General features: G+C 53.2%; 25 protein-coding genes and 1 other RNA gene. 12 read left to right on the plus strand and 14 right to left on the minus strand.

Annotated elements, in window-relative coordinates:
* Positions 1-130: 130 nt before the first annotated feature.
* Together hflC and hflK are read right to left on the minus strand one after the other, a co-directional pair.
* Entirely contained in the window at positions 131-997 is an 867-nt protein-coding gene (gene hflC, locus AAAH10_RS02310) for a protease modulator HflC (protein WP_343560142.1), read from the minus strand.
* A 15-nt stretch (positions 998-1,012) separates the two neighbouring features.
* Positions 1,013-2,104 carry an FtsH protease activity modulator HflK gene (gene hflK, locus AAAH10_RS02315; protein ID WP_343560143.1) on the minus strand — a complete coding sequence of 364 codons (1,092 nt, stop codon included), beginning with the start codon at positions 2,102-2,104 and terminating at the stop codon, positions 1,013-1,015.
* 302 nt (positions 2,105-2,406) lie between these two features.
* On the opposite strand from hflK, the gene apbC reads away from it, so the two are divergent.
* Positions 2,407-3,522, plus strand: a complete 1,116-nt coding sequence (gene apbC, locus AAAH10_RS02320; protein WP_343560145.1) for an iron-sulfur cluster carrier protein ApbC — start codon at positions 2,407-2,409, stop codon at positions 3,520-3,522.
* A 107-nt stretch (positions 3,523-3,629) separates the two neighbouring features.
* Here apbC and folA read toward each other — a convergent pair whose 3' ends face one another.
* Both folA and AAAH10_RS02330 read right to left on the minus strand, forming a co-directional pair.
* Positions 3,630-4,133: a type 3 dihydrofolate reductase gene (folA, locus tag AAAH10_RS02325; RefSeq protein WP_343560147.1), complete on the minus strand. Its 504-nt coding sequence runs from the start codon at positions 4,131-4,133 to the stop codon at positions 3,630-3,632.
* Positions 4,134-4,144: 11 nt separating this feature from the next.
* Positions 4,145-4,939: a thymidylate synthase gene (locus AAAH10_RS02330; RefSeq protein WP_343560149.1), complete on the minus strand. Its 795-nt coding sequence runs from the start codon at positions 4,937-4,939 to the stop codon at positions 4,145-4,147.
* Between the two features lie 115 nt (positions 4,940-5,054).
* On the opposite strand from AAAH10_RS02330, the gene AAAH10_RS02335 reads away from it, so the two are divergent.
* A complete protein-coding gene (locus tag AAAH10_RS02335) occupies positions 5,055-5,504 on the plus strand; it encodes a DUF3592 domain-containing protein (protein ID WP_343560151.1) in 450 nt (149 codons plus the stop codon).
* Between the two features lie 32 nt (positions 5,505-5,536).
* Positions 5,537-5,887: a transfer-messenger RNA gene (ssrA, locus tag AAAH10_RS02340) on the plus strand.
* Positions 5,888-5,924: 37 nt separating this feature from the next.
* Here the strand turns inward: ssrA and AAAH10_RS02345 are convergent.
* Entirely contained in the window at positions 5,925-7,268 is a 1,344-nt protein-coding gene (locus AAAH10_RS02345) for a ferredoxin reductase family protein (protein ID WP_343560153.1), read from the minus strand.
* Between AAAH10_RS02345 and AAAH10_RS02350 the strand changes: the two genes are divergently transcribed.
* From AAAH10_RS02350 to AAAH10_RS02360, 3 genes are all read left to right on the plus strand, one after another.
* Entirely contained in the window at positions 7,243-7,485 is a 243-nt protein-coding gene (locus tag AAAH10_RS02350) for a hypothetical protein (protein WP_343560155.1), read from the plus strand. The two genes, AAAH10_RS02345 and AAAH10_RS02350, sit on opposite strands and share 26 nt — an antisense overlap.
* Before the next feature lie 19 nt (positions 7,486-7,504).
* A complete protein-coding gene (locus tag AAAH10_RS02355) occupies positions 7,505-7,867 on the plus strand; it encodes a cupin domain-containing protein (RefSeq protein WP_343560157.1) in 363 nt (120 codons plus the stop codon).
* A 152-nt stretch (positions 7,868-8,019) separates the two neighbouring features.
* Positions 8,020-8,550 carry an SspB family protein gene (locus AAAH10_RS02360; protein WP_343560159.1) on the plus strand — a complete coding sequence of 177 codons (531 nt, stop codon included), beginning with the start codon at positions 8,020-8,022 and terminating at the stop codon, positions 8,548-8,550.
* Between the two features lie 117 nt (positions 8,551-8,667).
* Here the strand turns inward: AAAH10_RS02360 and AAAH10_RS02365 are convergent, their stop codons facing one another.
* Entirely contained in the window at positions 8,668-8,877 is a 210-nt protein-coding gene (locus AAAH10_RS02365; protein WP_343560161.1) for a hypothetical protein, read from the minus strand.
* Between the two features lie 111 nt (positions 8,878-8,988).
* On the opposite strand from AAAH10_RS02365, the gene AAAH10_RS02370 reads away from it, so the two are divergent.
* From AAAH10_RS02370 to AAAH10_RS02385, 4 genes are all read left to right on the plus strand, one after another.
* A complete protein-coding gene (locus AAAH10_RS02370) occupies positions 8,989-9,648 on the plus strand; it encodes an alpha/beta family hydrolase (protein ID WP_343560163.1) in 660 nt (219 codons plus the stop codon).
* Positions 9,649-9,652: 4 nt separating this feature from the next.
* Positions 9,653-10,003, plus strand: a complete 351-nt coding sequence (locus AAAH10_RS02375) for a TfoX/Sxy family protein (protein ID WP_343560165.1) — start codon at positions 9,653-9,655, stop codon at positions 10,001-10,003.
* 118 nt (positions 10,004-10,121) lie between these two features.
* Entirely contained in the window at positions 10,122-11,522 is a 1,401-nt protein-coding gene (gene fumC, locus AAAH10_RS02380; protein WP_343560167.1) for a class II fumarate hydratase, read from the plus strand.
* A gap of 74 nt (positions 11,523-11,596) precedes the next feature.
* Positions 11,597-11,893 carry a ribbon-helix-helix domain-containing protein gene (locus tag AAAH10_RS02385; RefSeq protein WP_343560169.1) on the plus strand — a complete coding sequence of 99 codons (297 nt, stop codon included), beginning with the start codon at positions 11,597-11,599 and terminating at the stop codon, positions 11,891-11,893.
* Here the strand turns inward: AAAH10_RS02385 and AAAH10_RS02390 are convergent.
* The 8 genes from AAAH10_RS02390 to AAAH10_RS02425 all read right to left on the minus strand — a co-directional run bounded on the left by AAAH10_RS02390 (position 11,876) and on the right by AAAH10_RS02425 (position 21,874).
* Positions 11,876-13,135 carry an MFS transporter gene (locus AAAH10_RS02390; protein ID WP_343560170.1) on the minus strand — a complete coding sequence of 420 codons (1,260 nt, stop codon included), beginning with the start codon at positions 13,133-13,135 and terminating at the stop codon, positions 11,876-11,878. The genes AAAH10_RS02385 and AAAH10_RS02390 overlap by 18 nt on opposite strands.
* 58 nt (positions 13,136-13,193) lie before the next feature.
* The gene (locus AAAH10_RS02395) at positions 13,194-13,646 is read right to left on the minus strand and encodes a MarR family transcriptional regulator (RefSeq protein ID WP_343560171.1); all 453 of its coding nucleotides are present in this window, start codon (positions 13,644-13,646) and stop codon (positions 13,194-13,196) included.
* A gap of 235 nt (positions 13,647-13,881) precedes the next feature.
* A complete protein-coding gene (locus tag AAAH10_RS02400; RefSeq protein WP_343560173.1) occupies positions 13,882-15,420 on the minus strand; it encodes a sigma-54-dependent transcriptional regulator in 1,539 nt (512 codons plus the stop codon).
* Positions 15,421-15,577: 157 nt separating this feature from the next.
* Positions 15,578-15,931, minus strand: a complete 354-nt coding sequence (locus tag AAAH10_RS02405) for an Hpt domain-containing protein (protein WP_343560175.1) — start codon at positions 15,929-15,931, stop codon at positions 15,578-15,580.
* A gap of 175 nt (positions 15,932-16,106) precedes the next feature.
* Positions 16,107-17,672 (minus strand): SpoVR family protein, encoded by a 1,566-nt coding sequence (locus tag AAAH10_RS02410; protein ID WP_343560176.1) that lies wholly within the window; start codon positions 17,670-17,672, stop codon positions 16,107-16,109.
* Positions 17,673-17,688: 16 nt separating this feature from the next.
* Positions 17,689-18,999, minus strand: a complete 1,311-nt coding sequence (locus tag AAAH10_RS02415; RefSeq protein ID WP_343560178.1) for a YeaH/YhbH family protein — start codon at positions 18,997-18,999, stop codon at positions 17,689-17,691.
* 52 nt (positions 19,000-19,051) lie between these two features.
* Positions 19,052-21,010 (minus strand): PrkA family serine protein kinase, encoded by a 1,959-nt coding sequence (locus AAAH10_RS02420; protein ID WP_343560179.1) that lies wholly within the window; start codon positions 21,008-21,010, stop codon positions 19,052-19,054.
* Between the two features lie 492 nt (positions 21,011-21,502).
* The gene (locus AAAH10_RS02425; RefSeq protein WP_343560180.1) at positions 21,503-21,874 is read right to left on the minus strand and encodes a hypothetical protein; all 372 of its coding nucleotides are present in this window, start codon (positions 21,872-21,874) and stop codon (positions 21,503-21,505) included.
* Positions 21,875-21,970: 96 nt separating this feature from the next.
* On the opposite strand from AAAH10_RS02425, the gene AAAH10_RS02430 reads away from it, so the two are divergent.
* Together AAAH10_RS02430 and rpoH are read left to right on the plus strand one after the other, a co-directional pair.
* Positions 21,971-22,972 carry an RluA family pseudouridine synthase gene (locus AAAH10_RS02430; RefSeq protein ID WP_343560182.1) on the plus strand — a complete coding sequence of 334 codons (1,002 nt, stop codon included), beginning with the start codon at positions 21,971-21,973 and terminating at the stop codon, positions 22,970-22,972.
* 193 nt (positions 22,973-23,165) lie between these two features.
* The gene (rpoH, locus tag AAAH10_RS02435) at positions 23,166-24,050 is read left to right on the plus strand and encodes an RNA polymerase sigma factor RpoH (RefSeq protein WP_343560184.1); all 885 of its coding nucleotides are present in this window, start codon (positions 23,166-23,168) and stop codon (positions 24,048-24,050) included.
* The last annotated feature ends 433 nt before the right edge of the window (positions 24,051-24,483 follow it).

Here is a 24,483-nt window from a genome sequence, read left to right on the forward strand (position 1 = left end):
ACAACAACTGAATCCGCATTTGCCGCAGAAAAGCACATAATTGGAAAACACGGAACCCAAAAAAAACTAACCCGGAAACAAAAAGGGGGAGCCCTTTTCAAGGCTCCCCCTTTCGCAACAACCCGGCAATCTATTCCGGTGTCGCCCCTCTCAGGAACTCGAAGAAATCCCCTTCAGGCGAGATAACCATGTAGGTCTTGTTGTTGGTCAAAGACTGCTCGTAAGCCTGCATGGTCCGGAAGAACTTGAAGAAATCCGCATCCTGACCATAGGCATCGTTGAGGATACGGGTTTTTTCCGCATCACCCTGACCACGGAGAATCTCGGATTCCCGTGTTGCCTCGGCCATGATCACAGTTGCTTCACGATCAGCCGTGGATTTGATCAGTTCAGACTGCTCGAAACCCTGGGCACGGAACTCGGCAGCCTCACGCTCACGCTCGGTGCGCATCCGCTGATACACGGCCTGGGATGTCTCGACCGGCAGATCGGCACGACGGATGCGGATATCCAGCACATCAATACCGAAGCGCTGCGCCTGTTCATTGGTTGCCTTGAGGACCTCGCCAATGATGGCATCACGATCAGCAGACAGAACAGATGTCAGGGTCACCTTACCAAGGGAGCTCCGCAGGCTTGCATTGATAATCGGTCCCAGACGCTGAACCACACCGGCTTCGGTTCGCACGGAATTAAAGAATTCCAGCGGGTCCGTGATGCGATAGCGTGCAAAGGAATCGATCAGAAGCGGTTTCTGATCCGCCAGGATCATACGGGCTTCCGGTGGATCAAGATTGAGAACGCGTTTTTCATAACGCTGCACATCCTGCCAGGGCAGTTTCCAGTTCAGTCCAGGTTCCTGAACAGTCCGTTTGTACTGACCAAACTGCAGAACCATAACCTGTTCGGCTTCATCCACTGTAAAGAGTGATGTGTAGCCCACGATTGCAAGCACAGCTATAACCGCGCCGACAATAAATCCGGTAATACCTTTCATGATTTGTCTCCCCGGTTAGCGGTTGCTGTTGCGCAGTTCATTCAGGGGCAGGTAAGGAATCACACCATCACCCTGATTCTTGTCCAGAAGGACCTTGTCCGTATTCTTGTAAACCTTTTGAAGGGTTTCCAGATAGATCCGGCGCTTTGTCACCTCTGGATTCTGCTTGTACTCACGATAGATGGACAGGAAGCGGTCAGCTTCACCGGTTGCCTCGTTCACAAGACTTTCCTTGTAGGCTTCAGCCTCCTGGATCATCTTCTGGGCATTACCCCGTGCGCGGGGCAGGATGTCATTCCGGTAACGCTCGGCTTCGTTGCGAAGGCGATCCCGATCCTGCAGGGCACGCTGGACATCATCGAAGGCATCCACAACAGCAGCCGGTGGCGCAACGTCCTGGAGCTGAACCTCGGTGATCTGAACACCGGCCTCGTAACCGTCCAGAATCCGTTGCAGGCTGTCGCGAACATCAAGTTCGATGGCGCCACGTGCTTCTGTCAGGGCAGGCTGAATATCAGTGCGACCGATAATTTCACGCAACGCTGATTCTGCTGCAATTTTTACAGTCGCCTCAGGATCGCGAATATTAAAGAGGTACTGGAACGGATCGGAAATTTTCCACTGAATGGTCAGATCAATATCAATGATGTTCTGATCACCTGTCAGCATCAGGCTTTCCTCGGCCACATCGCGACGCTGATTTCTGTTACCGGCACCGGAACCACGGAAACCGATATCGATCTGGTGAATCGTTGTGACTTCAGGACGCAGAACCGTTTCAATCGGATAGGGAGCATGCCAGTGGAGTCCGGGATTGGTGATTTTCACCATCTCGCCAAAGCGCAAAACCACACCCTGCTGGTTCGGTTCGACGCGATAGATCCCGGATGCCAGCCAGACCAGCAGAATCAGGAATCCAAGTCCCAGAATCCCCTTGGGTCCCACACCGCCGCCCGGCATTACATTTTTCATGCGGTCCTGGCTCATACGGATCATTTCCTCGATGTCCGGCGGGCGCTGACCGCCGCCACCTCCACCGCTGCCGCGATTACCACCACCGCCGCCGCCCCATGGGCCGCCGCCATTACCCTTATTTTCCCAAGGCATTTAGAATTCCCTGTTTTCAAGACTTTAATATCAAAGGTAGGCAAAAAGCTTCGCAGACCAGTCCCGATACTGCAAGCAAAAGACTATTCAAGAATAGTCGCTTAAAAGCTCTCCACCCGCTTATGGCTCTGTAAACTTATATAAGGGGATAAACAGGGGACACAATGGATCATGCAAAATTCTTTCGCCTTTTTGCCCGGTTTTTTCCATCTGGTACTGGACAATGAAAATCTGCACACCTTATATGCCATAAAGCCAAAGATATCTTCATGGGACACCCCGCAGGAAGGAAGCCCGTCAGAATGAGCAAAGTAACCGAAAAAGACGTTCTGGATGCACTCTCAACCATTCTTGAACCGGAACAGAAAAAGGATATTGTGTCACTGGGCATGATTTCGGGACTGGTGGTCAAGGATGGCAATGTCGGCTTCTCCATCGAAATTGACCCTGCCAGGGCTCCCCAGATGGAGCCCCTGCGCAAGGCTGCCGAAAAGGCTGTTCACAACATCAAGTCCGTTCTGTCTGTCAGCGCAATCCTGACTGCTCACAGCCAGTCCCCGGCCTCTGTACCCAAGCAGGCACCGCAACAGGCCCAGCGCCCTGCAGCGGACAGCAAGAAGCTCAACATTGACGGCATCAAACACATCATTGCCGTTGCCAGCGGCAAGGGTGGCGTCGGCAAGTCCACAACAGCCGTAAACCTTGCTCTGGCTCTTGCACGACAGGGGCTTTCTGTCGGTTTGATGGATGCTGATATCTACGGCCCGTCCCTGCCGCGCATGATGGGAATTTCCGGTCGCCCCTCCTCTCCCGACGGCAAGACACTGGAGCCCATGAGCGCGCATGGCATCAAGTGCATGTCTGTCGGCTTCCTTGTCGAGGAAGACACTCCCATGATCTGGCGCGGCCCGATGGTTCAAAGTGCTCTGACCCAGATGCTCCGTGACGTTCTGTGGGGCGAGCTGGATGTTCTGGTTGTCGACATGCCGCCCGGCACCGGTGATGCGCAGCTGACCATGGCCCAGCAGGTTCCCCTGGACGGAGCGGTGATCGTTTCCACACCACAGGATATTGCCCTGCTGGATGCCCGCAAAGGCATCAACATGTTCAAGAAAGTGAACGTTCCCGTGCTTGGCCTTGTGGAAAACATGAGTGTCTACATCTGTCCGAGTTGCGGTCATGAAGCACACATTTTCGGGCACGAGGGAACCCGCAGGGAAGCGGCCAAACTGGGCGCAACCTTCCTGGGAGAAATGCCCCTGCACCTCGATATCAGGGTGACCTCGGACGAAGGGCGTCCGGTGGTTGTTTCCGAACCGGAATCAGATCACGCCAGACGCTACGCCGACATCGCACAAAAGGTCCATGCCCAGCTGGCAGGACCAGCCCCAAAGGCCCCCAGCATCTCGATGCAATGAAACCGGGGCAATGAAACCGGGGCAATGAAACCGGGGCAGCAAAACAGAACGAAAGGGCGGAAGAAAAACTCTTCCGCCCTTTCCTGTTCATGGTCTGGCAGGAACCTTCAGTCTCTTTCGTAGACGACAAAATCAAAGGCGGGCTGATCGCCTTCAGCCTCATGGTGCTCCCGCCAGCTTTCCGACCAGCTTCCCTGTGCCCGATAATCCGGGAAGAAGGCATCACCTTCCGGCGCCAGGTCAATTTCGGTCAGATAAAGCCGTGTTGCCCGGGCCAGCATCTGTTCATAGATCTGTCCGCCCCCGACAATCATGATCTCCTCGACACCCAGTTCAGCAGCCTTGCCTTTTGCGACCTCAATCGCCTCGTCCAGACTGGAAACACGGGTGGTTCCTTCCACAGCAAAGCTTTCATCGCGCGTGACGACAATATTGGGGCGACCAGGCAGGGGGCGTCCAATGGACTGCAGGGTCTTGCGCCCCATCACGACCGGTTTCCCCAGCGTCTTGGCCTTGAAAAACTTCAGATCGGCAGGGATATGCCATGGCATGACATTGTCCACGCCAATCACACGGTTGCGCCCGTGGGCGACGATCATGGAAATGATCATTTCAAAACTCCTCAAACTGAAATCGGTGCGGCAATGTGCGGCTGCGGATCATAGCCCGTGATTTTAAAGTCCTCGAACCGGTAGTCGAACAGGCTCTCCGGCTTTCGCTGAAGCTCCAGGGACGGCAGGTTCCCGGGGGTTCGCTGCAACTGCTCGCGCGCCTGGTCCAGATGATTGAGATAAAGATGGGCATCCCCGAAGGTATGGACAAAATCTCCAGGTTCCAGATCAACCTGCTGTGCAATCATGTGAACCAGCAGCGCATAGGACATGATGTTGAAAGGGACACCCAGAAAGACATCTGCACTGCGCTGATAAAGCTGGCAGGACAAACGGCCATCCGCCACATAGAACTGGAAAAGACTGTGACAGGGGGGCAGGGCCATGTTGTTGACCTCTGCAACATTCCAGGCCGACACAATATGTCTGCGGGAATGGGGTCTGTCCTTCAGGTCCCTCAGAAGAATCGCAATCTGGTCAATTGTCGAGCCATCCGGCGCAGGCCAGGAGCGCCACTGGTGCCCGTAAACCGGCCCGAGATCCCCGTTCTCATCGGCCCATTCATCCCAGATGGAAACACCGTTTTCCTTCAGATAGCGAATGTTGGTATCACCGTTCAGAAACCAGAGCAGCTCGTAAATTATGGAGCGAAGATGCAGCTTTTTGGTTGTCAGAATGGGAAAGCCTTTCGAAAGGTCAAACCGCATTTGGCGTCCGAAAACAGAGAGAGTCCCCGTCCCTGTTCTGTCACCGCGTTGCGTGCCATTGTCCAGAATGTCCTGCATCAGGTCCAGATATTGCTGCATTGTATTTCCCGAAATGATCAAGCAGAGTTATGGTCTTATCGTAATGCAGCTTTTCAGACAAAAGCAAAAGCCTTTCCGTTTTTTGCTGTCTGTTTTTTCGCAAAAGGCCAAGCACATGAAAAAGTCTTTTGATCTTCCCCGCCTCGTCCGCTTTGCAGCAACGCTTTTCTTCGCCTTCGGGTTTGGCTGGGCCATTCACACCTGGTCCTATCTGGATGACGCCCTGCGTGCGGACGGTGAAGTGGTCGATATCGTTGCGATTGAAAACACCGCCAAGGATTCAGACAAACAGAGACAGACCCTCTATTTCCCGGTCGTGCGCTTCATGACCCGGGATGGCAGGGCCATCAACTTCCAGGCCGGCACCGGCTCACAAAGCCCGATCCATTCAGCAGGGGACCCGGTTACGATCCTTTACAACCCCGAAGCACCGGAAGATGCGAGACTTGATGACTTTGCCAGTCTGTGGGGTCCGGCTCTGGCCATGGCCGCAATGGGAGCCTTCGCCCTGTTCCTCAGCCATCTCCTCCAAAAGCGCAGAGACAGAAAACAGACACTGTCCTGAAGCCTTTGAAAATTTTCCCTTTCCGCACAGGAATCCTTTGATCCCCCGCTGCAAGTGATTATATTAGGGGCACTGGCTTGCCAGTTATGGTGCTAAACGGGCTTATGGAATAAGCGTTGTGGACCCGGGGGCGGTACCCGGCGCCTCCACCATTATCCCTTCGGGGAGCCATGGGGGCGAAACAGGATCGACACGCGTGGTAAAGATTTGTTCGGTACCCGGCATGGTTCCGCCGTTATCGGGCCATCGAAGTAGTTGCAAATGACAACTCTCGTGAGATGGCTGTTGCTGCGTAATGCAGTCATGGCTATCGCCTTTTAAGCCCTGAGACGTCACACTCTCAGGCGGGGTTCGGAGGCACCTGGCAACAGAACGCCTCCACTGCTTCCCCAAACTGTCTTCAATGCTGTTTTCCGGATTTCAGCCTGTGCTTCTGCCACGGGCTCCCGAGAGATTACGGACAACCCTTGCACAGCCCGACAGCAGCCATCGAACCGTTTTGCTCAGGCCAATGTCGGAGCGAAGCTCGAAATGGTCATATCTGAAGCGCCGTCCGGGCAGGCCACTTTTGACAAAATCCCGCTGAAACTCCCTGCGCATGGCCGAAGGGCCACAGAAAAGGACAGACAGCTGCCGGATGTTCACATGCGTTTCCCTGATAATCTGACTGACAGAGAGGCGCTCTCCCCCGCGGCTCTCGACAAGGTGAACGGAAAAATCAGGATAGCGTGCTGCCACGGCCTTGAGTTCGTCGAAATGAATCGCATCCTTCCCGTCACGAACAGTATGGAAGAGATCGACCTTTTTCTCCCCCCGGTAAGCCCGGGCCATTGCCAGAAAAGGCGTAACCCCGACCCCGGCCGCGATCCAGATTTCCCGACAGGATTTCCGGTCAGTCTGGAACCGCCCAAATGCAGGCGATATCCGGGCGCGGTCGCCTTCTTTCAAGACCCTGTGCATCAACGCCGTGTCATCCCCCAGATTCCGGATTGTAAATCTGATTCGTCCACCCTCATCAGGGGCAGAACTGAACGAGAAGGGATGGGGCCCTGTGGGCACAGAGCCATCAAAACGGACAAAGGCAAACTGCCCCGGCCGACCTGACAGTTTGTTCCCGAGCGGCTCAAGCCACACAGACAGTGCGCCTCCTGCCCTTTCCAGCGATGAAATCCTGTAATCAAATCCCTGACGGAACAGGTGCCATGGCAAAAGTGTATAGAGGTAGGACAAAATACCAACCACACAGAAGAACAGCACATAGAGGGAAAGGGGATCGCTCAGATCCACTGGTTTGAGCACCAGTACAAAGTGGAGCGCAGACAAGGCAAAAAGCAATCCCGTGAATTTGTGACTCCACCTCCAGATGTGGTAGGGAATCAGCATCAAAAGGCTGGCCAGCACAAGCCCGCACAGACCGTAATAGGCGATTTCCCCAAGCTCTGCGCCGAAATCACTCAACCCCGTCTCCGGCCCAAGTCCTGCAAACTCCGGCTCCAGCATGTCGTGGAGTAAAAAGGCAAGGACGGCACAGATACCCAGCCATTTGTGCAGAAGATACTGCCTGTCCAGACTCCCGAACAGCTCTTCCAGAACAGGCAATCGGGTCGCCATGAGCTGGACCAGCCCCATGGCAATCAGCGAAACACATCCCAGATACAGGCTGGTCACAGACACAGGGTCATACTGCCCGAAAAGCGGTACGATCCAGTAAAGCGGGAACAAAAAAGCCAGGAGGCTGATGGCAAGACCTTTTCTGGGCGGCATGATTTTCTCTCTGTTGGCAATCAATCAAACAGGCAAAGATTATCGCGCCGAAATAACAGTTCTCTGGGAGGTACCTTACAAATTTGTAAGATTGAAAAAGTCGGTCATACCCGGAACATCACCTCTTCTGACTTATGACAAACGCTCCTCAGCGAAAGCTTTTTTATTGCCTGTCGGGTCCTTTCCTGTTTTAGAAGAAGGCAACAAACAAAAATGATGACAACCGGGAGTCAGTCATGGACAAACATGCCGTTATCAACTTTGCCCATCTCAACGGGGAATTCAGCGAACGTCGCCTGAAGGATCTTCCGGATCGTGTCGTCGAGGGAGATCCCCATCATGTCTCCACGGTCCGCTTTACAAGCGAGGACGGGGTCCTGATGTCCGGCACCTGGACAAGCACCCCCGGCAAATGGCATGCCTTCACCGGCAAGGACGAATTCTGTTACATCGTTTCCGGCCACTGCCGGCTGATCGACAAGAACGGTCAGGCCCAGGATTTCAAAACAGGTGATTCGTTCATGATCCCGAACGGCTTTGAGGGTTACTGGGAAGTGGTCGAGACCACAACGAAGCATTTTGTGATCCGGAACTATTGAACGGAAACAGCCATTGGCGGATCGAAAAACCTCATTCGCCAAAAATTCCTGTCCGTCTTATCTAGCGGGTTGACTGTTCCTTAAGGATCAGACAGACAGAATACCAATTCATTTTTCAATGTTGCTAAGGGCTCGGCCCGCAGGATGATTTCATGTCAGAAGATGATGGCGTTCAGATGGGTGAAATGCGTTACGACCACATGGTTGAACGTGCCTTGCTGGGCGTGGTCAGGGAAGCGCTTGAATACGTTAATGAAAACGGTTTACCGGGCGAGCATCATTTCTACATCACCTTCCAGACATCCCATCCCGGCGTCGAGATTCCCGATCATCTGCGCGCCCGCTATCCCGGCGAGATGACCATTATCCTGCAGTATCAGTTCTGGGATCTGGAAATCGGCGACAAGGAATTTTCCATTACGCTTTCCTTCTCTGATGTTGCCGAGCGCCTGACTGTCCCTTACGAATCAATCGTCGCCTTCGCCGATCCTTCTGTTCGCTTTGGCCTCCAGTTCGATGTCTCCCGCATGAACGAGGAGGAAGAGGAAGCGCTTGAAAGCCTGCTCGATGAAGAAGACAGGCAGGCCAATGACGGCACTGAAGAAACAGCCGAAGCCGGGGAAGAAGAGGAAGAAAACAATTCCGCCAAGGTCGTGACCCTGGATTCATTCCGCAAGAAATAGGTCACGGGCAACACCGTCGAAAACGGCAGGGCAGTCTGCCCGGACACAGCAAAAACAAAAGGCTTCCCCATACCAGGCGGAAGCCTTTTTTCCTGTCTGTATAAAACCCGGTGCAAGCTATTTGCCTTTCTGGGCTTTTCCCATCGTACGCGGATCCCATTTCACAACCTTTTTGGGTGGCTCGGGCTGTTCTGCGGCATAATCAGCCTTGCTGTTCTGCAAAGCCTGGGCAAACTCTGTGAAACGGCGTTTCATTTCCTTGCGCTCTTCCGGGCTCATGTCCTGGACAGGAACATTGGAAAAATCTTTTTGACGAATATCATCCATTTGTACAATCCTTTGCGCAGCTCTCACCTACTTGCAGGGCTCCACGCCTGATGTTCAAAAGCCCGGTTTCCGGCATCCTGCCAGCACGGGTCCATCACATTGAAGACCATTATGACAGATATTCCCTTAAGAGTGAATGAACCTGATCAAACTGTTCAGGCACAGGTTTTTCTGGCTCATGGCGCCGGTGCCCCCATGGACAGCCCCTTCATGGAAGAAACTGCAGAACTGATCTGCCAAAAGGCATCCGTGCGGATCGTCCGCTTTGAATTTCCCTATATGGCTGAACCCAGGACAACAGGAAAGAAAAGACCTCCGGACAAAGCTGAAAAGCTTCTCTCTTTCTGGGACAGCCTCCTCAAAAGGCAGGCCAGCTCCGGTTTGCCCCTCTTTCTGGCGGGGAAATCCATGGGCGGGCGCATGGCAAGCCACCTCCCCCTCCTTTCGTCCTGTACCGCTGAAATTGCAGGTGTGTTTTGTCTGGGCTATCCTTTTCATCCTCCGGGCAAACCCGAAAAGCTGCGTACGGAACATCTCGCGGATTTCCCCCTCCCCATGCTGATCGCACAGGGAACACGCGATCCCTTCGGCACCCGGGACGATATTACAGGCTACAAACTCTCCCCAACCATAGAGTTTGCATGGGCAGAAGACGGCAATCACGATCTGGCGCCCAGAAAGGCCTCGGGCCTGACCCAAGCCGACAACCTGAAACTGGTCAGCGATGCGATTGCGACCTTCATCAGTGAGGTTCTCAAAAGCAAAGGATAACGAAATGAGTGAACAGGAACAGATCGTTCTCGATTTCACCAGCCGTTGTACGGCACTGGGCCCCACCAGAACCCGCAAGATGTTCGGCGGAACAGGCATTTATCTGGAAGATATCATGTTTGCCCTCGAAGCCTGGAACAGGATCTATCTGAAGGTCGACAGGGAAACCATTCCCGTCTTCCAGCAAGCGGGTTCAGAGCCTTTCACCTATGAGGGCAAGGGAAAACCGGTCGAAATGTCCTACTGGCTTCTTCCGGAAACCACCAGCGAGGACGCCTTTATGGACTGGTGTCGTCTGGCGGTGGAAGCTGCCAGGCGTGCGGCGCAAAAAAAGACAAAAAAGAAGCGCTCATAGAACAATATCTGCGACAGGGCACTTGATCCCCTCAATCATCGGGACGTAAGCTGCTGTTCTGGGATCCCCGGAACTTTCGGGGGTTCACCTCTCCATGGCCAACAAGGACCTGACAGGCATGACTGACAAGACACGTATTGAATCTGATTCAATGGGCGATATCGCCGTTCCTGCTGATCGCTACTGGGGCGCACAGACACAACGCTCCCTGCAGAACTTCCGCATCGGTGGCGAAAGAATGCCTCCGGCCATGATCAAGGCTCTGGGAACCCAAAAGCTTGCAGCCGCCCAAACCAACATGGAACTGGGTGTTCTTTCCGAAGACATCGGAAAGATCATCTGTCAGGCTGCACAGGAAGTCATTGACGGAAAACACAATGACGAGTTTCCGCTGGTTGTCTGGCAGACGGGTTCGGGCACACAGAGCAACATGAACACCAACGAGGTGATCGCCGGGCGCGCCAACGAAATTCTCTCCGGCGAACGCGGCGGCAAAACGCCTGTTCACCCGAACGACCACTGCAACATGGGGCAGTCCTCCAACGACACCTTCCCGACCGCCATGTCCATCGCCGGTGTTCGCCTGCTGAGCGAGGAAACACTGCCTGCGCTGGAACGCCTGCACGCTGCTCTGGATGCCAAGGCAAAAGCCTTTGATTCCATTATCAAGATTGGCCGCACACACCTGATGGATGCCACACCACTGACACTGGGTCAGGAATTTTCCGGCTATGCCCGTCAGATCGAGAACGGTATCGCGCGGATCAAGGCAACCCTGCCTCGCCTGTCAGAGCTGGCCCAGGGTGGTACAGCTGTTGGTACAGGACTGAACTCCGTTGAAGGTTTCGCGGAAACCTTTGCCCGGAAAGTTGCCGATATTACAGGGCTGCCCTTTGTCACAGCCCCCAACAAGTTCGAGGCACTGGCAGCGCATGATGCCATCGTCGAGTCATCCGGAGCCCTGAATGTTCTGGCTGCCTCCCTGATGAAAATCGCAAATGACATCCGCATGCTGGGGTCCGGCCCGCGTTGCGGCATCGGCGAACTGCTGCTACCGGCAAACGAACCCGGCTCCTCCATCATGCCGGGCAAGGTAAACCCGACACAATCCGAAGCCCTGACAATGGTTTGTGCACAGGTTATGGGCAACCACACCACCATTACAGTCTCCGGTGCAACCGGACATTTCGAACTGAACGTTTTCAAACCGGTCATGATCTACAATCTTCTGCAATCCGCCAAGCTCATTGCGGATGGCTGTGATTCGTTCCGCGAAAACTGTGTCGAGGGTATTGAAGCCAATAAGGACCGTATCCAGTCCCTGATGGAAGAATCCCTGATGCTGGTGACAGCCCTGAATCCGCACATCGGCTATGACAACGCCGCAAAGGTTGCCAAAAAGGCCTATGCTGAAAACTCCACCCTCAAGGCTGCAGCGATCGAGCTTGGCCTGCTGACAGCCGAAGAGTTTGACCAGTGGGTTCGCCCGGAAAATATGGTTGGCCCCCGCAAGGCCTAGACAAACCCGGAACAGACTGACGACAGACAGAACCGGCACCTCTGCCCGGTTCTGTCTCCTCAACGGAGCAAGACATGTCGCCACTTCAGGATGACAGGACGGATGCGCTGAAACTGGAAACCCCTCTGGTTCGCAAACGCTCCGTGACCATCGCCGGGCACAGGACCAGCCTCAGTCTGGAAGAGCCGTTCTGGCAGGATCTCAAGATGATTGCCGGAGAGCGCAACAAAAGCCTCAGCAGCCTTATCGAGGACATTGACGAGGCCCGCACAAGCAACCTCTCAAGTGCCCTGCGCCTCTTTGTACTGGATTACTTCAAGCAAAAAGTTCAGACCGCCGACGAAACCGGTCCATCAGACCTGACCGGGTAACAGTTCCGATCCGGCATCTTTAAAGCAGACAAAATAAACGACCAGTAGCGCCTGAAACAGGATAATTCCGGCTGCAACCTCCATGGAGGCTCCCACAAAGCCGAGAATCTGCACGACCACCCCGGCCAGCCCCATCTGCAGAAAACCGATAATGCCCGAGGCAGAGCCCGAAAGTCTGCCGCAGAACTTCATCGCTTCATTCTGCATGTTGGGCACAGCCACGCCCTGGATAAACCCGATAAAGAGCATCATCCCCACAGCCACATGCAGGCTGGAATAACCCGACACCAGAAAAACAAAGAAAGAAAGGGCTGCCAGCAAGGAGAGCAGCGACAGGTTCTGCAATTCAAATCCCTGCAAGAGAAAGCGTTCCCAACCTGCCCCGTTTCCTGCCATCCCGAGCGGGATTGTATTGAGCAGCCTGCGCCGACCAAGGGCGACCAGTGCTCCGGCGACGAAGCACAAGGTTGTCAAAAGAAAGACAACCCCGTAACCCTCTACGGTCAGGCCATAGGTTTTTCTGAAATAAGCCGGAGCCACAGCAACAAAGACAAAGAAAACCGAGGAAAGAACAGACGCAGCGACAGCTTTGCGAACAAAAAACCTGTTCTTCAGCAACTCCAGAACCATGGAGCTCTGCAGCCCGTTTTCCCGGACAACACCCTTTGTCCGTCCCTGTTTTTCTTTCATCATCACAGGCAGGGCCCAAAGCCCGAGGAGGACAAGCATCAGGCATCCCAGTGCAGCCTGAAGCTCAAACAGCCCTCTTATATCGAGAACATGCAGCAAAACGCCCGACAACCAGGGACCAACCATCGGTGCAGCAACCATCGTGACAACCAGAATGGTATAGGCCTGATCCGCCTTGTAGCTTGTCGGAGACAGATCCCGTATCAGTGCCCGCGAGACAACCAGCCCGCACCCGCCACCATAAGCCTGGATCACCCTGGCCAGAACCAGGGCATGAAAGCTTTCCGACCAGGATGCAAGCACACTTCCGAAAATGAAAACAACCAGACCAAGAAGCAGGCTTTCAGGTTTGCCAATACGGTCGGATACAGGACCAAAGGTAATGTTGGCGATCCCCAGAGCAATCAGCGAGACACTGACTGTTGTCATACGCTCAAGTCCGGACAGCGCATGGCCGAATTCGACAACCGATGCCAGCGCAATATACATCTGCATGGCAAGCGGACCCAGTGCTGTCGTCAGGATCAAGAGAACGAAAAGGTAAGGTTGCATAACACAACCCTAACATCACCAGGCCAAAAGGCGAAATCACAAAAAGGGTTTATCCCTTTTAGGTTGCAATCTTTTCGATTTCTTCCTCTTTTCTGTTGATCACTTCAAGCAGACAGGCCAGATTCTTTTTCGACTGTTCGGGAATTGCCTTTGGCAAACTGCTTTCGGCGATATCAAGGAACACCTGTGCCTCGTCTATTTTACGCACAGCCTTTTCCTCAAGGAAAAGCTCCCTCCGGCGCTGCCCTCCACTGATAATCTTGACCAGTCCCTTCTTTTCCAGCGCCTCTGCTCCGCGCAGAGAAGCCGACAGATCCAGTTCCAGCAGGGAGGAAAGTTCCGACATGCTCAGCCCGGGATTGCTCCCGATCGCCAGCAGGAAGGTTAATTGCGTGGCCGTCAAACCGACTGGCGCCAACGTTCGATTATAGTGATTGGTAACGTATCGTTGTATCACCTTAATCGAGTTACAGTGGCAAGCAGCCATCAAATCCAGATAGAACTTGCTCATTGGCTTGACACCCCTCTTTCAAAGGATATCTTCCGAGCAGGGACGAGAGGTTGAACTGCTTGTTCAGAAAAACAAACCATCATACAGCTTTGCCATTTAAACAATCGCAGAACAAGCTCGCCCCACAGAGCTATATTCCGAACACCAAAAGTTAATACCTTTTAACCAATTTTCGCATAATAACGCAAGAAAATTAAATCTAATTCACCAAAAATTAGGATAATATTTTCCAGCTTTACTTTTCAGGAGTGTTTTCAGAAAGCCACTGCTGTTTTTTTCTGTAAAGCGTAGAAGGATTTACTCCCAGTCTTTTCGCAGCTTTTGCGACCTGCCCATCGCAGGCCTCAATCATCGATTCAATGATCGTTCGTTCAATCTTCCACAAGGGCAACTCTTCCTGCTCGGCAGAAAAGAGCTGCAGGAAAAGCGCCTGACCAAAGGTGTCCCACTCTCCGGGAAAAGGCCAGCCCTGCTCCACAAACTGACCGGGCAAGCTCCTGTCTGCACCGGCCACTCCGATGTTACCGGCAATTCCCGGGACACCGGGGTCACCACCCTCGGGACCTCCACCTTCTCCTGCGATCTCTGACGCCCTGTCCCCGACCGGAACCGGAAGCATGGACAGTTCAATCCTTTCCCCCTGGTGCAGCACAATCGTGTTTCTCATCACATTCTGAAGCTGCCGGATGTTACCGGGCCAGGAATAGTCAAGGAAACGATCCTTCACCTCGGCAGAAAGGACAGAAAAGGCCTTGCCTTCCTCCTTCGCATAGAGGGACATGAAATACTCTGCGATATCCAGAACATCAGAAGCTCTCTCGCGCAAGGGAGGCAAATTTATCGGAATTACGTGCAACCTGTAGTAAAGATCCTCTCGGAACCGGCCTTCTGCCACTTCCTTCAGGGGGTCACGGTTGGTTGCACAAACAATGCGGATATCAACGTTCTGCAGCTTGGTGCTGCCGACCTTCTGAAAAGCTCCGGTCTGGACGAAACGCAACAGCTTGCTTTGCAGATCCAGATCCATCTCGCAGATTTCATCCAGGAACAGGGTTCCCCCGTGCGCCTGCTGGGCAGCACCTTCCCTGTTGCTGACAGCACCGGTAAAGGCACCTTTGACATGGCCAAAGATCTCCGATTCCATCAGGTCACGGGGAATGGCCGCACAGTTGATCGGAACAAAGGGCCCGTCGTTGCGCTGGCTGCTCTTGTGAATGGCTTCAGCGCAAACCTCCTTGCCCGTGCCGCTTTCTCCCATGATGAAGACTGTAGCCTTTGAAGAGGCAGCCGCATCAATCATGCGGTAAACAGCCTGCATTGGCAGAGACGATCCGACAAACCCGTGAAAGGAGGTTCTGCCCTGAATGGCCTTGACCATCTTGGAGAGGCGATTGCGCTCCAGCGCATTGCGAATGGTGACAATAAGCCGCTCAGCAGAAAAGGGCTTTTCCAGAAAGTCGTATGCCCCGAGCCTCATGGAATCAACCGCAACATCCACAGAGGCATTGGAGGTGATAACAACGACTTCCAGTCCACCCAGATGCCCCTGCTCCCGCTTGTCCTTCAGTCTGGACAGAATATCCAGCCCGTTCATGTCAGGAAGCTGCAGGTCCAGCAGAACAAGCGAGTATTGTCCCGCATCAAGCGCTTTCAGGGCCGCCTGACCTGTTTCCACATGATCCGCCTTGTAACCCGCCTTGGCCAGATAGGCCAGATAGACAGCTGAAAGCGATACAGTGTCTTCAATGAGAAGTATGGGAGAAGCCTCAGACAAAACAGGCAGTCCTCGATCCGGTCTTTCAGACGGCTTGAGCAAGCCGGGACAGGTTGAACAAAGACAACGCAAAATGCTGTCAGACAGACAGTATCTTGCATTTATACTGTTTTCTCAAGGTGTTGAAAAAATTTCACTGGCACAGGGCAGCAGAAATTCAGGAAAGAGGCATATGATCGTTGGAATAGGCCGCCAGGGTTTCCTCCCCCAGCCTTGTCGCCTCTTCGGATGCCTTCCTCAAAGCCCACTGGGTTTCCCCCTGGCGGCAGGCCTCGTTGATTTCACGCATCAGTGCGCAGAATTCGGCTGCTCCAAAAGTCCCGCAAATACTTTTGAGGGTATGGCTTTCCCTTTGAAGCAAATCCGCATCCATACTTTCGGTTGCATGAACCAGCTGGTCCAGATGAACCGAAAGATCACTGCGAAAGCGTTCCAGCAGCTCTGGCACTGCTGCTGCGCCGATGTCTCTGGCCAGAGACACTATGATCTGGTCGTCTCTTATTGGTAGCATTTTGCGAGTAACCCCGGATTATTGCAGTGCAATAGATCTCTTTTTTGTTTTGCTGCCCCGCAGACGCAACAAAGACAGGCTTTGCAACGGCTCCAGAAGCAGTATTCACAAGATTACCACCTGATTCTTAACAAAACCATAGCAAAGAACCGGGATTGCCTTTTTCCACCGGTGGTTATGCACCCTTTGCATAGTCATAGGTCGCCAGAATATTTCCGGTCTGCACATCTTCACAATACAGACCAACATCATAGCCCCAAAGTTGTGCAATTTTTTCCAGAACCAGGTTGGCCTCCTTGCCGTCGATCGGAATCTGGTCGTGAACATAGTGACAAAGCGTCAGGGTGCGATCCCCGTGCAGATCGACATCGACAACCTGGATGTCCAGATCCATGGACGAAATGGAGTAGGACTTCGAAAGGGCGGATCTGACAGAACGATAGCCCCGCTCATTGTGTATCGCCTCAACCTTCAGGAAAGGCCGCTCGGAATTGTCCTGGATATGGAACAGACGAAAATCCCTGATCACCTTGGGACTCAAATACTGAAGGACGAAGGATTCATCCCTGAAGTTTTCCCAGGCAAATTTCAGTTGCCCCAGCGCATCATTCGATCCGGCAAAGTCAGGGAACCATTCCCGGTCCTCCTCTGTAGGATTCTCGCAGATCCTCTCGATATCCTGCATCATTGCGAAACCAAGGGCATAGGGGTTGATACCACTCCAGCGGGGATCATCAAATTCAGGCTGGAACACCACCCGGCTGTGATAGTCAAGGAACTCCAGCATCGTCCCCTCCGTAATCAGCCCGCGGTCATAAAGTGCATGCATCAGATAATAGTGGCAGTAGCAGGCACAGCCCTCATTCATAACCTTGGTCTGTTTCTGGGGATAGAAATACTGGGCGATCTTCCGGACAATCCTCAGGATTTCGCGCTGCCACTCCTGCAGGACAGGGCTGTTCTTCTCCATGAAATACAGCAGGTTCGATTCCGGAAGCCCCAGCTTCGTCGCGATCACGGCCTGCAATTCATCCTCTGCATCACGCCCCTTCCCGTCATTGGCTTCCGGCAGGGTTCTCCAGATATCCCGGACGTCCTGCTGGGCATGAGCCTCCCGGCGTTCCAGACGCTCCTTTTCCTCCTGCACCGAAAGGCGTGCAGGTCGGCTGTAGCGATCAACCGCGTTTTCTCTCAGAGCATGCGCGGCATCCAGTGTGTCCTCCACAGCCTGGAAACCATATCGCTCCTCGCAACGGGAAATGTAGTCCTTTGCAAAGTTGAGATAATCCAGAATGCCTTCCGCATCGGTCCACTGACGGAACAGGTGATTGTTCTTGAAGAAGTGGTTGTGACCAAAGGCGGCATGCGCCATCACCAGGGTCTGCATGGTGATCGAGTTTTCTTCCATGATGTAGGAAATACAGGGGCTGGAATTGATCACGATTTCATAGGCCAGCCCGCGCATCCCCTTTCTGTACATGAAATCATCCCGCACAAAACTCTTGCCGAAAGACCAGTGCCTGTACATCAGGGGCATGCCGACCGAGGAATAGGCATCCAGCATCTGTTCCGAAGTGATGACCTCAATCTGGTTGGGATAGACATCCAGCCCCATGTCCTTCAGGGCGATTTCCTCAAGGGCATCATAGACAGCCTTGAGGTTGTCAAAAGTCCACTCCGAACCGGTGTAAAGAGGTTCCATCTCCTTGCTTTTTCCTTTTGCTTCAGAGCTGCGGGGCATTTTGCCTCCTTTCTTCTCAGGCGTCTTCCTTGCTGAAGAGATCACGGAAAACGGGATAGATGTCTGCGGCACGGTTCACCCGTTTCATGGCGAAGTTCTCGTGATCCGCCGCCAGCGCCTGATAGGTTTGCCAGAGATCCGTCGAGGACGATCCGTCGCGGAAGATATCCAGCTCCTGCTCATCCATCACCTCGACATAGGCAAAATACTGACAGGCCGGCAGGATATCGTGATGCATCATGTTCAGGCAGGTTTCCCGGTCACTGGCAAAGTTGTCCCCGTCCGAAGCCTGGGCTGCATAGACATTCCACTCATCGGGAGGATAGCGGTCCTTGAGAACCTTTGACATCTCAACCAGCGCCGAAGACACAATCGTCCCTCCGGTCTCCCTGGAATAGAAGAACGTCTCCTCATCCACTTCATGCGCCTGGTGGGTATGGCGGATAAAGACAAGTTCCACACGCTCATACTGACGATCGAGAAAAAGGTGCAGCAGCATGAAAAAACGTTTCGCCAGATCCTTCATGCCCTCGGTCATGGAGCCTGAAACATCCATCAGGCAAAACATGACAGCCCTCGTGTTTGGCTCCGGCTCCCGGACAAAGGACCTGTAGCGCACGTCGACAGGATCGATATAGGGCACAACCTTGCGCCGCGCTTCCAGACGTTCCAGCTGGTGGATTACATCGGCTTTTTCGGCCTTTTCCTCCGGCGTCAGCCTGCTCTTCTGCTCAAGGGCAAAGAGTCGCTGTTTCAGGAGCTGGATTTCATCATCCCCCGGCCGGTGCAGGGAAATCCGGCGCGCTAGCGAATTGCGCATGGTCCGAACCAGATCCAGGTTGCTCGGGTTTCCGGTCTTGACCAGACCGGCGCGCTTGCTTTTGAATTCCACTTCCTCCTTGAGGGAGGTCTTCACCAGATCAGGCAGTTCAAGGTCTTCAAAGAAGATTTCGAGGAACTCTTCACGCGAGAGTGTAAAGCGGAAATCATCTTCCCCTTCGCCATCCTCGCTGGCTTTTGGGCCGCCCTGTCCGCCATCGCCCCGGGGTGGGCGCTTGATGGTATCGCCTTCGTGATATTCCTTGTTCCCCGGTAACACACGATCATGGATGCCCTTTTCATAGTCGTAGCGGAAACGGGGTTCATAAAGACCGCGACTGGGGATGGAAAGGTGCCCCTTGTGCCCGATGTCGGCAACTGTTCCCTTGTTGATGGAATCCTTTACCGCCTTTCGAATTTGCTCCTTGGCGCGGCGCATGAAGCGTTGCCGGTTGCTCAGGCTCTTGCCTTTGGGATTCAAACGCCGATCAATAAAGTGGTGCATCATAACAAAACGGTTCCTGACTTGAGACACTTGCTCCTTTTCACGAGTGCGGGATCTATCCCGCCTTGTTCACGCGCATATACCATTCAACAAGGCGATGGACCTGACGCTTGCTGTAGCCCCGATCAACCATACGGGCGACAAACTCGTTGTGCTTGATCTCCATCTCCTTGTCCTTGTTGGAGGTAAAGCTGATCACCGGCAGGAGGTCCTCGACCTGTGTGAACATCCGCTTTTCAATCACTTCCCGAAGCTTTTCATAAGAGGTCCATTTCGGATTTTGCCCCTTGTTGTTTGCCCGGGCGCGCAGGGCAAACTTCACCACCTCGTTGCGGAAGTCCTTCGGATTGGAAATTCCCGCAGGTTTTTCCGTCTTGGAAAGCTCCTGATCCAGTATTTTCGGATCAAGCAGCTGACCCGTGTCCGGATCCTTGTAGTCCTGCCCTTCAATCCAGGCATCAGCGTAGGCGATATAACGGTCAAAGAGGTTCTGCCCAAAGTCGGAATAGGATTCCAGATAGGCCTTCTGAATTTCATTGCCGATAAACTCGGCGTAACGCGGTGCAAGATCACCCTTGATAAATTCCAGATAGCGTTTTTCCGTTTCCTCGGCGAACTGCTCCCGGTTGATTGCCTGTTCCAGCACATACATCAGGTGCACCGGATCAGCCGCCACCTCCTGGGGATCATAGTTGAAGGTTTCAGCCAGCACCTTGAAGGCAAAACGGGTTGAGATACCGGACATGGCCTCGTTGACCCCTGCAGCATCACGGTATTCCTGAATGGGTTTCGCTCCTGGGTCGACATCCTTCAGATTGTCGCCGTTATAAACCCTCATCTTGGAAAAGAGGTTGGAATTTTCATGTTCCTTGAGGCGCGACATGACCGCAAACTGCGCCAGCATTTCCAGCGTTGACGGAGCGCAGTTTGCATCATTGAGGCTCGAGTTGCTCAGAAGCTTGTTGTAGATGTCCACTTCTTCCGAAACACGCAGGCAGTAAGGCACCTTGATGACGCAGACACGGTCAATGAAAGCCTCATTGTTCTTGTTGTTCTTGAAGCTCTGCCACTCGGCCTCGTTGGAGTGGGCCAGTATCACACCCTGAAACGGAATGGCACCAAGGTTTTCCGTACCGACATAGTTTCCTTCCTGTGTCGCAGTCAGCAGGGGATGCAGCATCTTGATCGGCGCCTTGAACATCTCCACAAATTCCAGCAGACCCTGGGTCGTGATATTCAGTCCGCCACTGTAGGAATAGGCATCCGTATCGTTCTGACTGAAGTATTCCAGTTTCCGGATATCAACCTTGCCAACCAGAGACGAGATGTCCTGGTTGTTTTCATCGCCCGGTTCTGTCTTGGCCACACAGATCTGGCGCAGTTTGGATGGAAACAGCTTCACGACGCTGAAGCGCGCAAGATCGCCGTCAAAATCATCAAGACGCTTCAGGGCCCACGGCGAAAGCAACCCTGTCAACCGGTGCCCGGGAATACCATAGCGCTCTTCCAGCGCATCACCCATCGTTTCCGGATTGAAAAGACCCAGCGGTGATTCGAAAACCGGACTGATTTCATCACCTGCCTTCAGAACATAGACAGGACACTTTTCGACAATTGCCTTCAGGCGTTCGGCAATGGATGACTTGCCGCCACCGACCGGACCAAGCAGATAGAGGATCTGCTTGCGCTCTTCCAGCCCCTGCGCCGCATGCTTGAAGAAACCGACGATGCGCTCTATTGTCTCTTCCATCCCGTAGAATTCTTCAAAAGCCTTGTACCGCTTGATTGTTCTGTTGGAGAAAATACGCCCGAGACGTTCGTCCCCGCTGGTATCAAACAGCTCCGGCTCCCCGATCGCCTCGACCATGCGTTCGGCCGTCGAAGCGTACATCATGGGATCATCCCGACAAGCCGCCAGATAATCCCGGAGGCTCATCTCGCTTTGTTGACGATTCTGGAATTGATCTGCAATGAGATCAAAAAGATCGCTGTCGCTTGTGGGGTTGGTTGTCATTTTGATCCTCCAGCGGTTTAGGCTCTGTTGATAGAAACTCCTGAGATTTCAGCTTCAAGGTCGAAGCAGCGTTAAAACGAACACGGTTGGTTCGGCCCGGGCACATCAAACGGGCAATTCAATTGAATGCAGATCAGGGCTTCTGTAAAACCGGATCAGACAATTCACAAACAAATAAATAAAATAATTATCTAAATAAAGAATTCCACATATCTGTATTTTCTTATGCAGAATTCACTATCAGGAGTAAAAACACCTGAAAATCCTCAATTTTTATAATCGTAACACAATATTCGTTAACAAAAAACAAAATGAGAATAAATTTATCTTTATCTGAAAAGATTTAGTTGCCATACACAACAGGCATTTAACTGCTCGGCCCTCTTCATTTAAAGGGCTGCTCTACAACAGATATGGTGACAGATTGCCTCACAGGCCATTCAGAAGCCCGTGAAAGCCGACAGAAAAACAGGCAAAGCAGTTAAAAGGCGCCTATTCAGGCGTTTGCTGCAACAAAAAACGCCCCAGTTCCTCGCCGTTTTCCAGACTGTGAACACGAATCTGCTGACAAAGCGCTGCAGCACCATCCAGAACAAGCACAGCCCTTTGTCCCCTGATCTCAAAGGCTTTCAGGTGGCAGCCAGCCGGGATGGAAAGAGTCTGTTCCCCGAAAACAGCAGGATTTCTGTCTCCGGAAAAGACAGGCCGGGGAATTGCAGGAGCATCCTTAACAGATGTCTTTTCGGAAGAGGCCAGAACAGGTTCGTCGGACAACAGTCTGGAGACAATCGTCACGGCAACAACTGCAAACCCGATAACAAGCAGTGCCGACATCACAAAAACTGCGACCTTGATTGCTTTCATCTGTCCCGTCCTTTAAGTAAGCTGCTCAGATACAAACATGCATTGCAATGCCTTTACCGGATGCAGGAATCAACAGAAATCTGCAAAGCCCAGAAAATGACCGAGCCAGAATTCCCCCCAACAGATGATTCTTTCGAAGAGCAGACAACGCATCACCTGACTGTTGCAGATGATGAGCGAAAGCTTCGTCTGGACAAACTTCTTGCACAGCGCCTGCCTGAACTGTCCCGCAGCCGCATCCAGAGCCTGATGGCCGAGGGGATGGTTCTGCTGGACAATGCGGTCGTGGACAATGCCAACTATCGCGTCAAGTCGGGCCAATCCATTACCCTCACCCTCCCTCCTGCAGAAGACGCCGATCCTGTTCCCCAGGACATCCCCCTGGATATTGTCTTTGAGGACGAACACCTGCTTGTCGTGAACAAGCCATCCGGCATGGTTGTCCATCCGGCACCGGGCAACAGCGATGGAACGCTGGTCAATGCGCTGCTCTATCATTGCGGCGATGACCTGCAGGGCATCGGAGGCGTCAAGCGGCCGGGCATTGTTCACAGAATTGACAAGGACACCAGCGGCCTGATGGTTGTTGCCAAGACAGAACCCTGCCACCACGGCCTCGTCGAGCTTTTTTCCCGACATGATATCGAGCGCAGCTATCAGGCCCTGGTCTGGGGGGTTCCCTCACCCGTCAGGGGAACCATAACCGGCAATATCGGACGCAGCCCGCAAAACAGAAAGAAAATGGCCGTCGTTCCGAAGGGCGGAAAGGCAGCGACAACCCATTACAGATTGCTGGACACCCTCGCACACGACACCGTTGCACTGGTTGAATGCAGGCTTGAAACAGGCCGCACCCACCAGATTCGCGTACACATGACGCACATGGGCACACCGCTTGTCGGCGATCCCGTTTATGGCAATCAGAGCAAAAGCAGGCAAAAACACTTTTCCGCCGAAGCCAAAAACCTCATGGAAGATTTCAACCGCCAGGCCCTTCACGCCAAAACCCTGGGGTTCATTCATCCCATAACCGGGGAAGATCACTTGTTTGAGAGTGAGCTATCAAACGATTTGAAAGCTCTGATAAATACTTTATAATAATTAAAAATTGCAACTGGACAAAATTCCGCCGCAATAGCGACAAGAAAATACCACTTGTCAAGATCTCGAAGTGAACCCATATCCCGTATCTGTGCGTATCAAGTCAGTAGTTCAATCGCACAGATAAGGCAGAAAACAAACCAGTGAAGCCAAAGCTTCTTTTCTGACCGTTTATCAGGAGGGGATAGATATGACTGATACGAAAATTCCTGCATTAACTCCGGAAGGCAACCTTTCACGTTACCTGCAAAATATTCGGAAGTTCCCCATGCTGTCTCAGGATCAGGAATATCAGCTGGCCAAATCCTGGCGGGAAGACGGAGATGTCGATTCTGCCCACACACTGGTGACCAGCCATCTGCGCCTCGTTGCGAAGATTGCCATGGGCTATCGCGGATACGGCCTGCCTGTTGCCGAACTGATCTCCGAAGGCAACGTTGGCATGATGCAGGCTGTCAAACGCTTTGATCCGGAAAAGGGTTTCCGCCTGGCAACCTACGCCATGTGGTGGATCCGCGCCTCCATTCAGGAATACATTCTGCACTCCTGGTCCATGGTCAAGATCGGCACAACGGCAGCACAGAAGAAGCTCTTCTTTAACCTGCGCAAGCTGAAAGGCCAGATGTCTGCCATCGACGATGGCGATCTCTCCCCGGAGCAGGTGACAAAAATTGCGGACACGCTCGACGTGCCGGAAAACGATGTCATCCAGATGAACCGCCGCCTCGCGGCACCCGACAACTCCCTGAACGCCCCTTTACGTCAGGACGGGGATGGCGAGTGGCAGGACTGGCTTGTTGATGAAAGCGAGAGTCAGGAACAGGTCCTTGCCGAGAACGAGGAACTGACCAAGCGTCGTGCCCTCCTCCAGAATGCGATGAAATCCCTGAACGAACGCGAACAGCACATTCTGAGCGAGCGTCGCCTGAAAGAAGACCCGACCACGCTCGAGGATCTTTCCCAGGAATACGGGATTTCCAGAGAGCGCGTTCGCCAGATTGAAGTGCGTGCCTTTGAAAAGCTTCAAAAAGCCATCCGCAACGCCGCAATCGAGCAAAATCTGGCCCAGGGATAAACCTTAAGAGATAAACCCGAAGCAAAAAATGCAGGGGTCACTGACCCCTTGCGTTTCCGCTGAAGGTAAGCCTTGTATCTCCCCCACCGGCTGAACAGCTTTTGCCGAATTCCACCTGTACTGATGAGCCGGAGCACTCCCTTGTGTTCCGGTCAGTCATTTTCACCTTCTTTCAGGTTCCATCAGCGTGGCTCTCAGTGATGTGAGCCTTCTGCATCACTCGGATCACAGTTCAAGATCCGCCCCCTTCCTTCTGCTGCCGGGTCGTCTGATAAATGAAGGGCCACCCAGCGACGTAACGCCAAAATCCCACACCCAGCGCCTGTAGCAACAGCAAACACCCTCCTGCCTCCGCCTTACCGGAATGGACAGGCCTGATCAGGAGAAGGGCACAAAAGCGATGCGTCATCACTTCGGAAAAAGCCGCTGGTTC

It is taken from the genome of Carbonatibacter coralli (genome assembly GCF_039592655.1).
Classification (GTDB): Bacteria; Pseudomonadota; Alphaproteobacteria; order Kiloniellales; family Kiloniellaceae; genus Carbonatibacter; species Carbonatibacter coralli.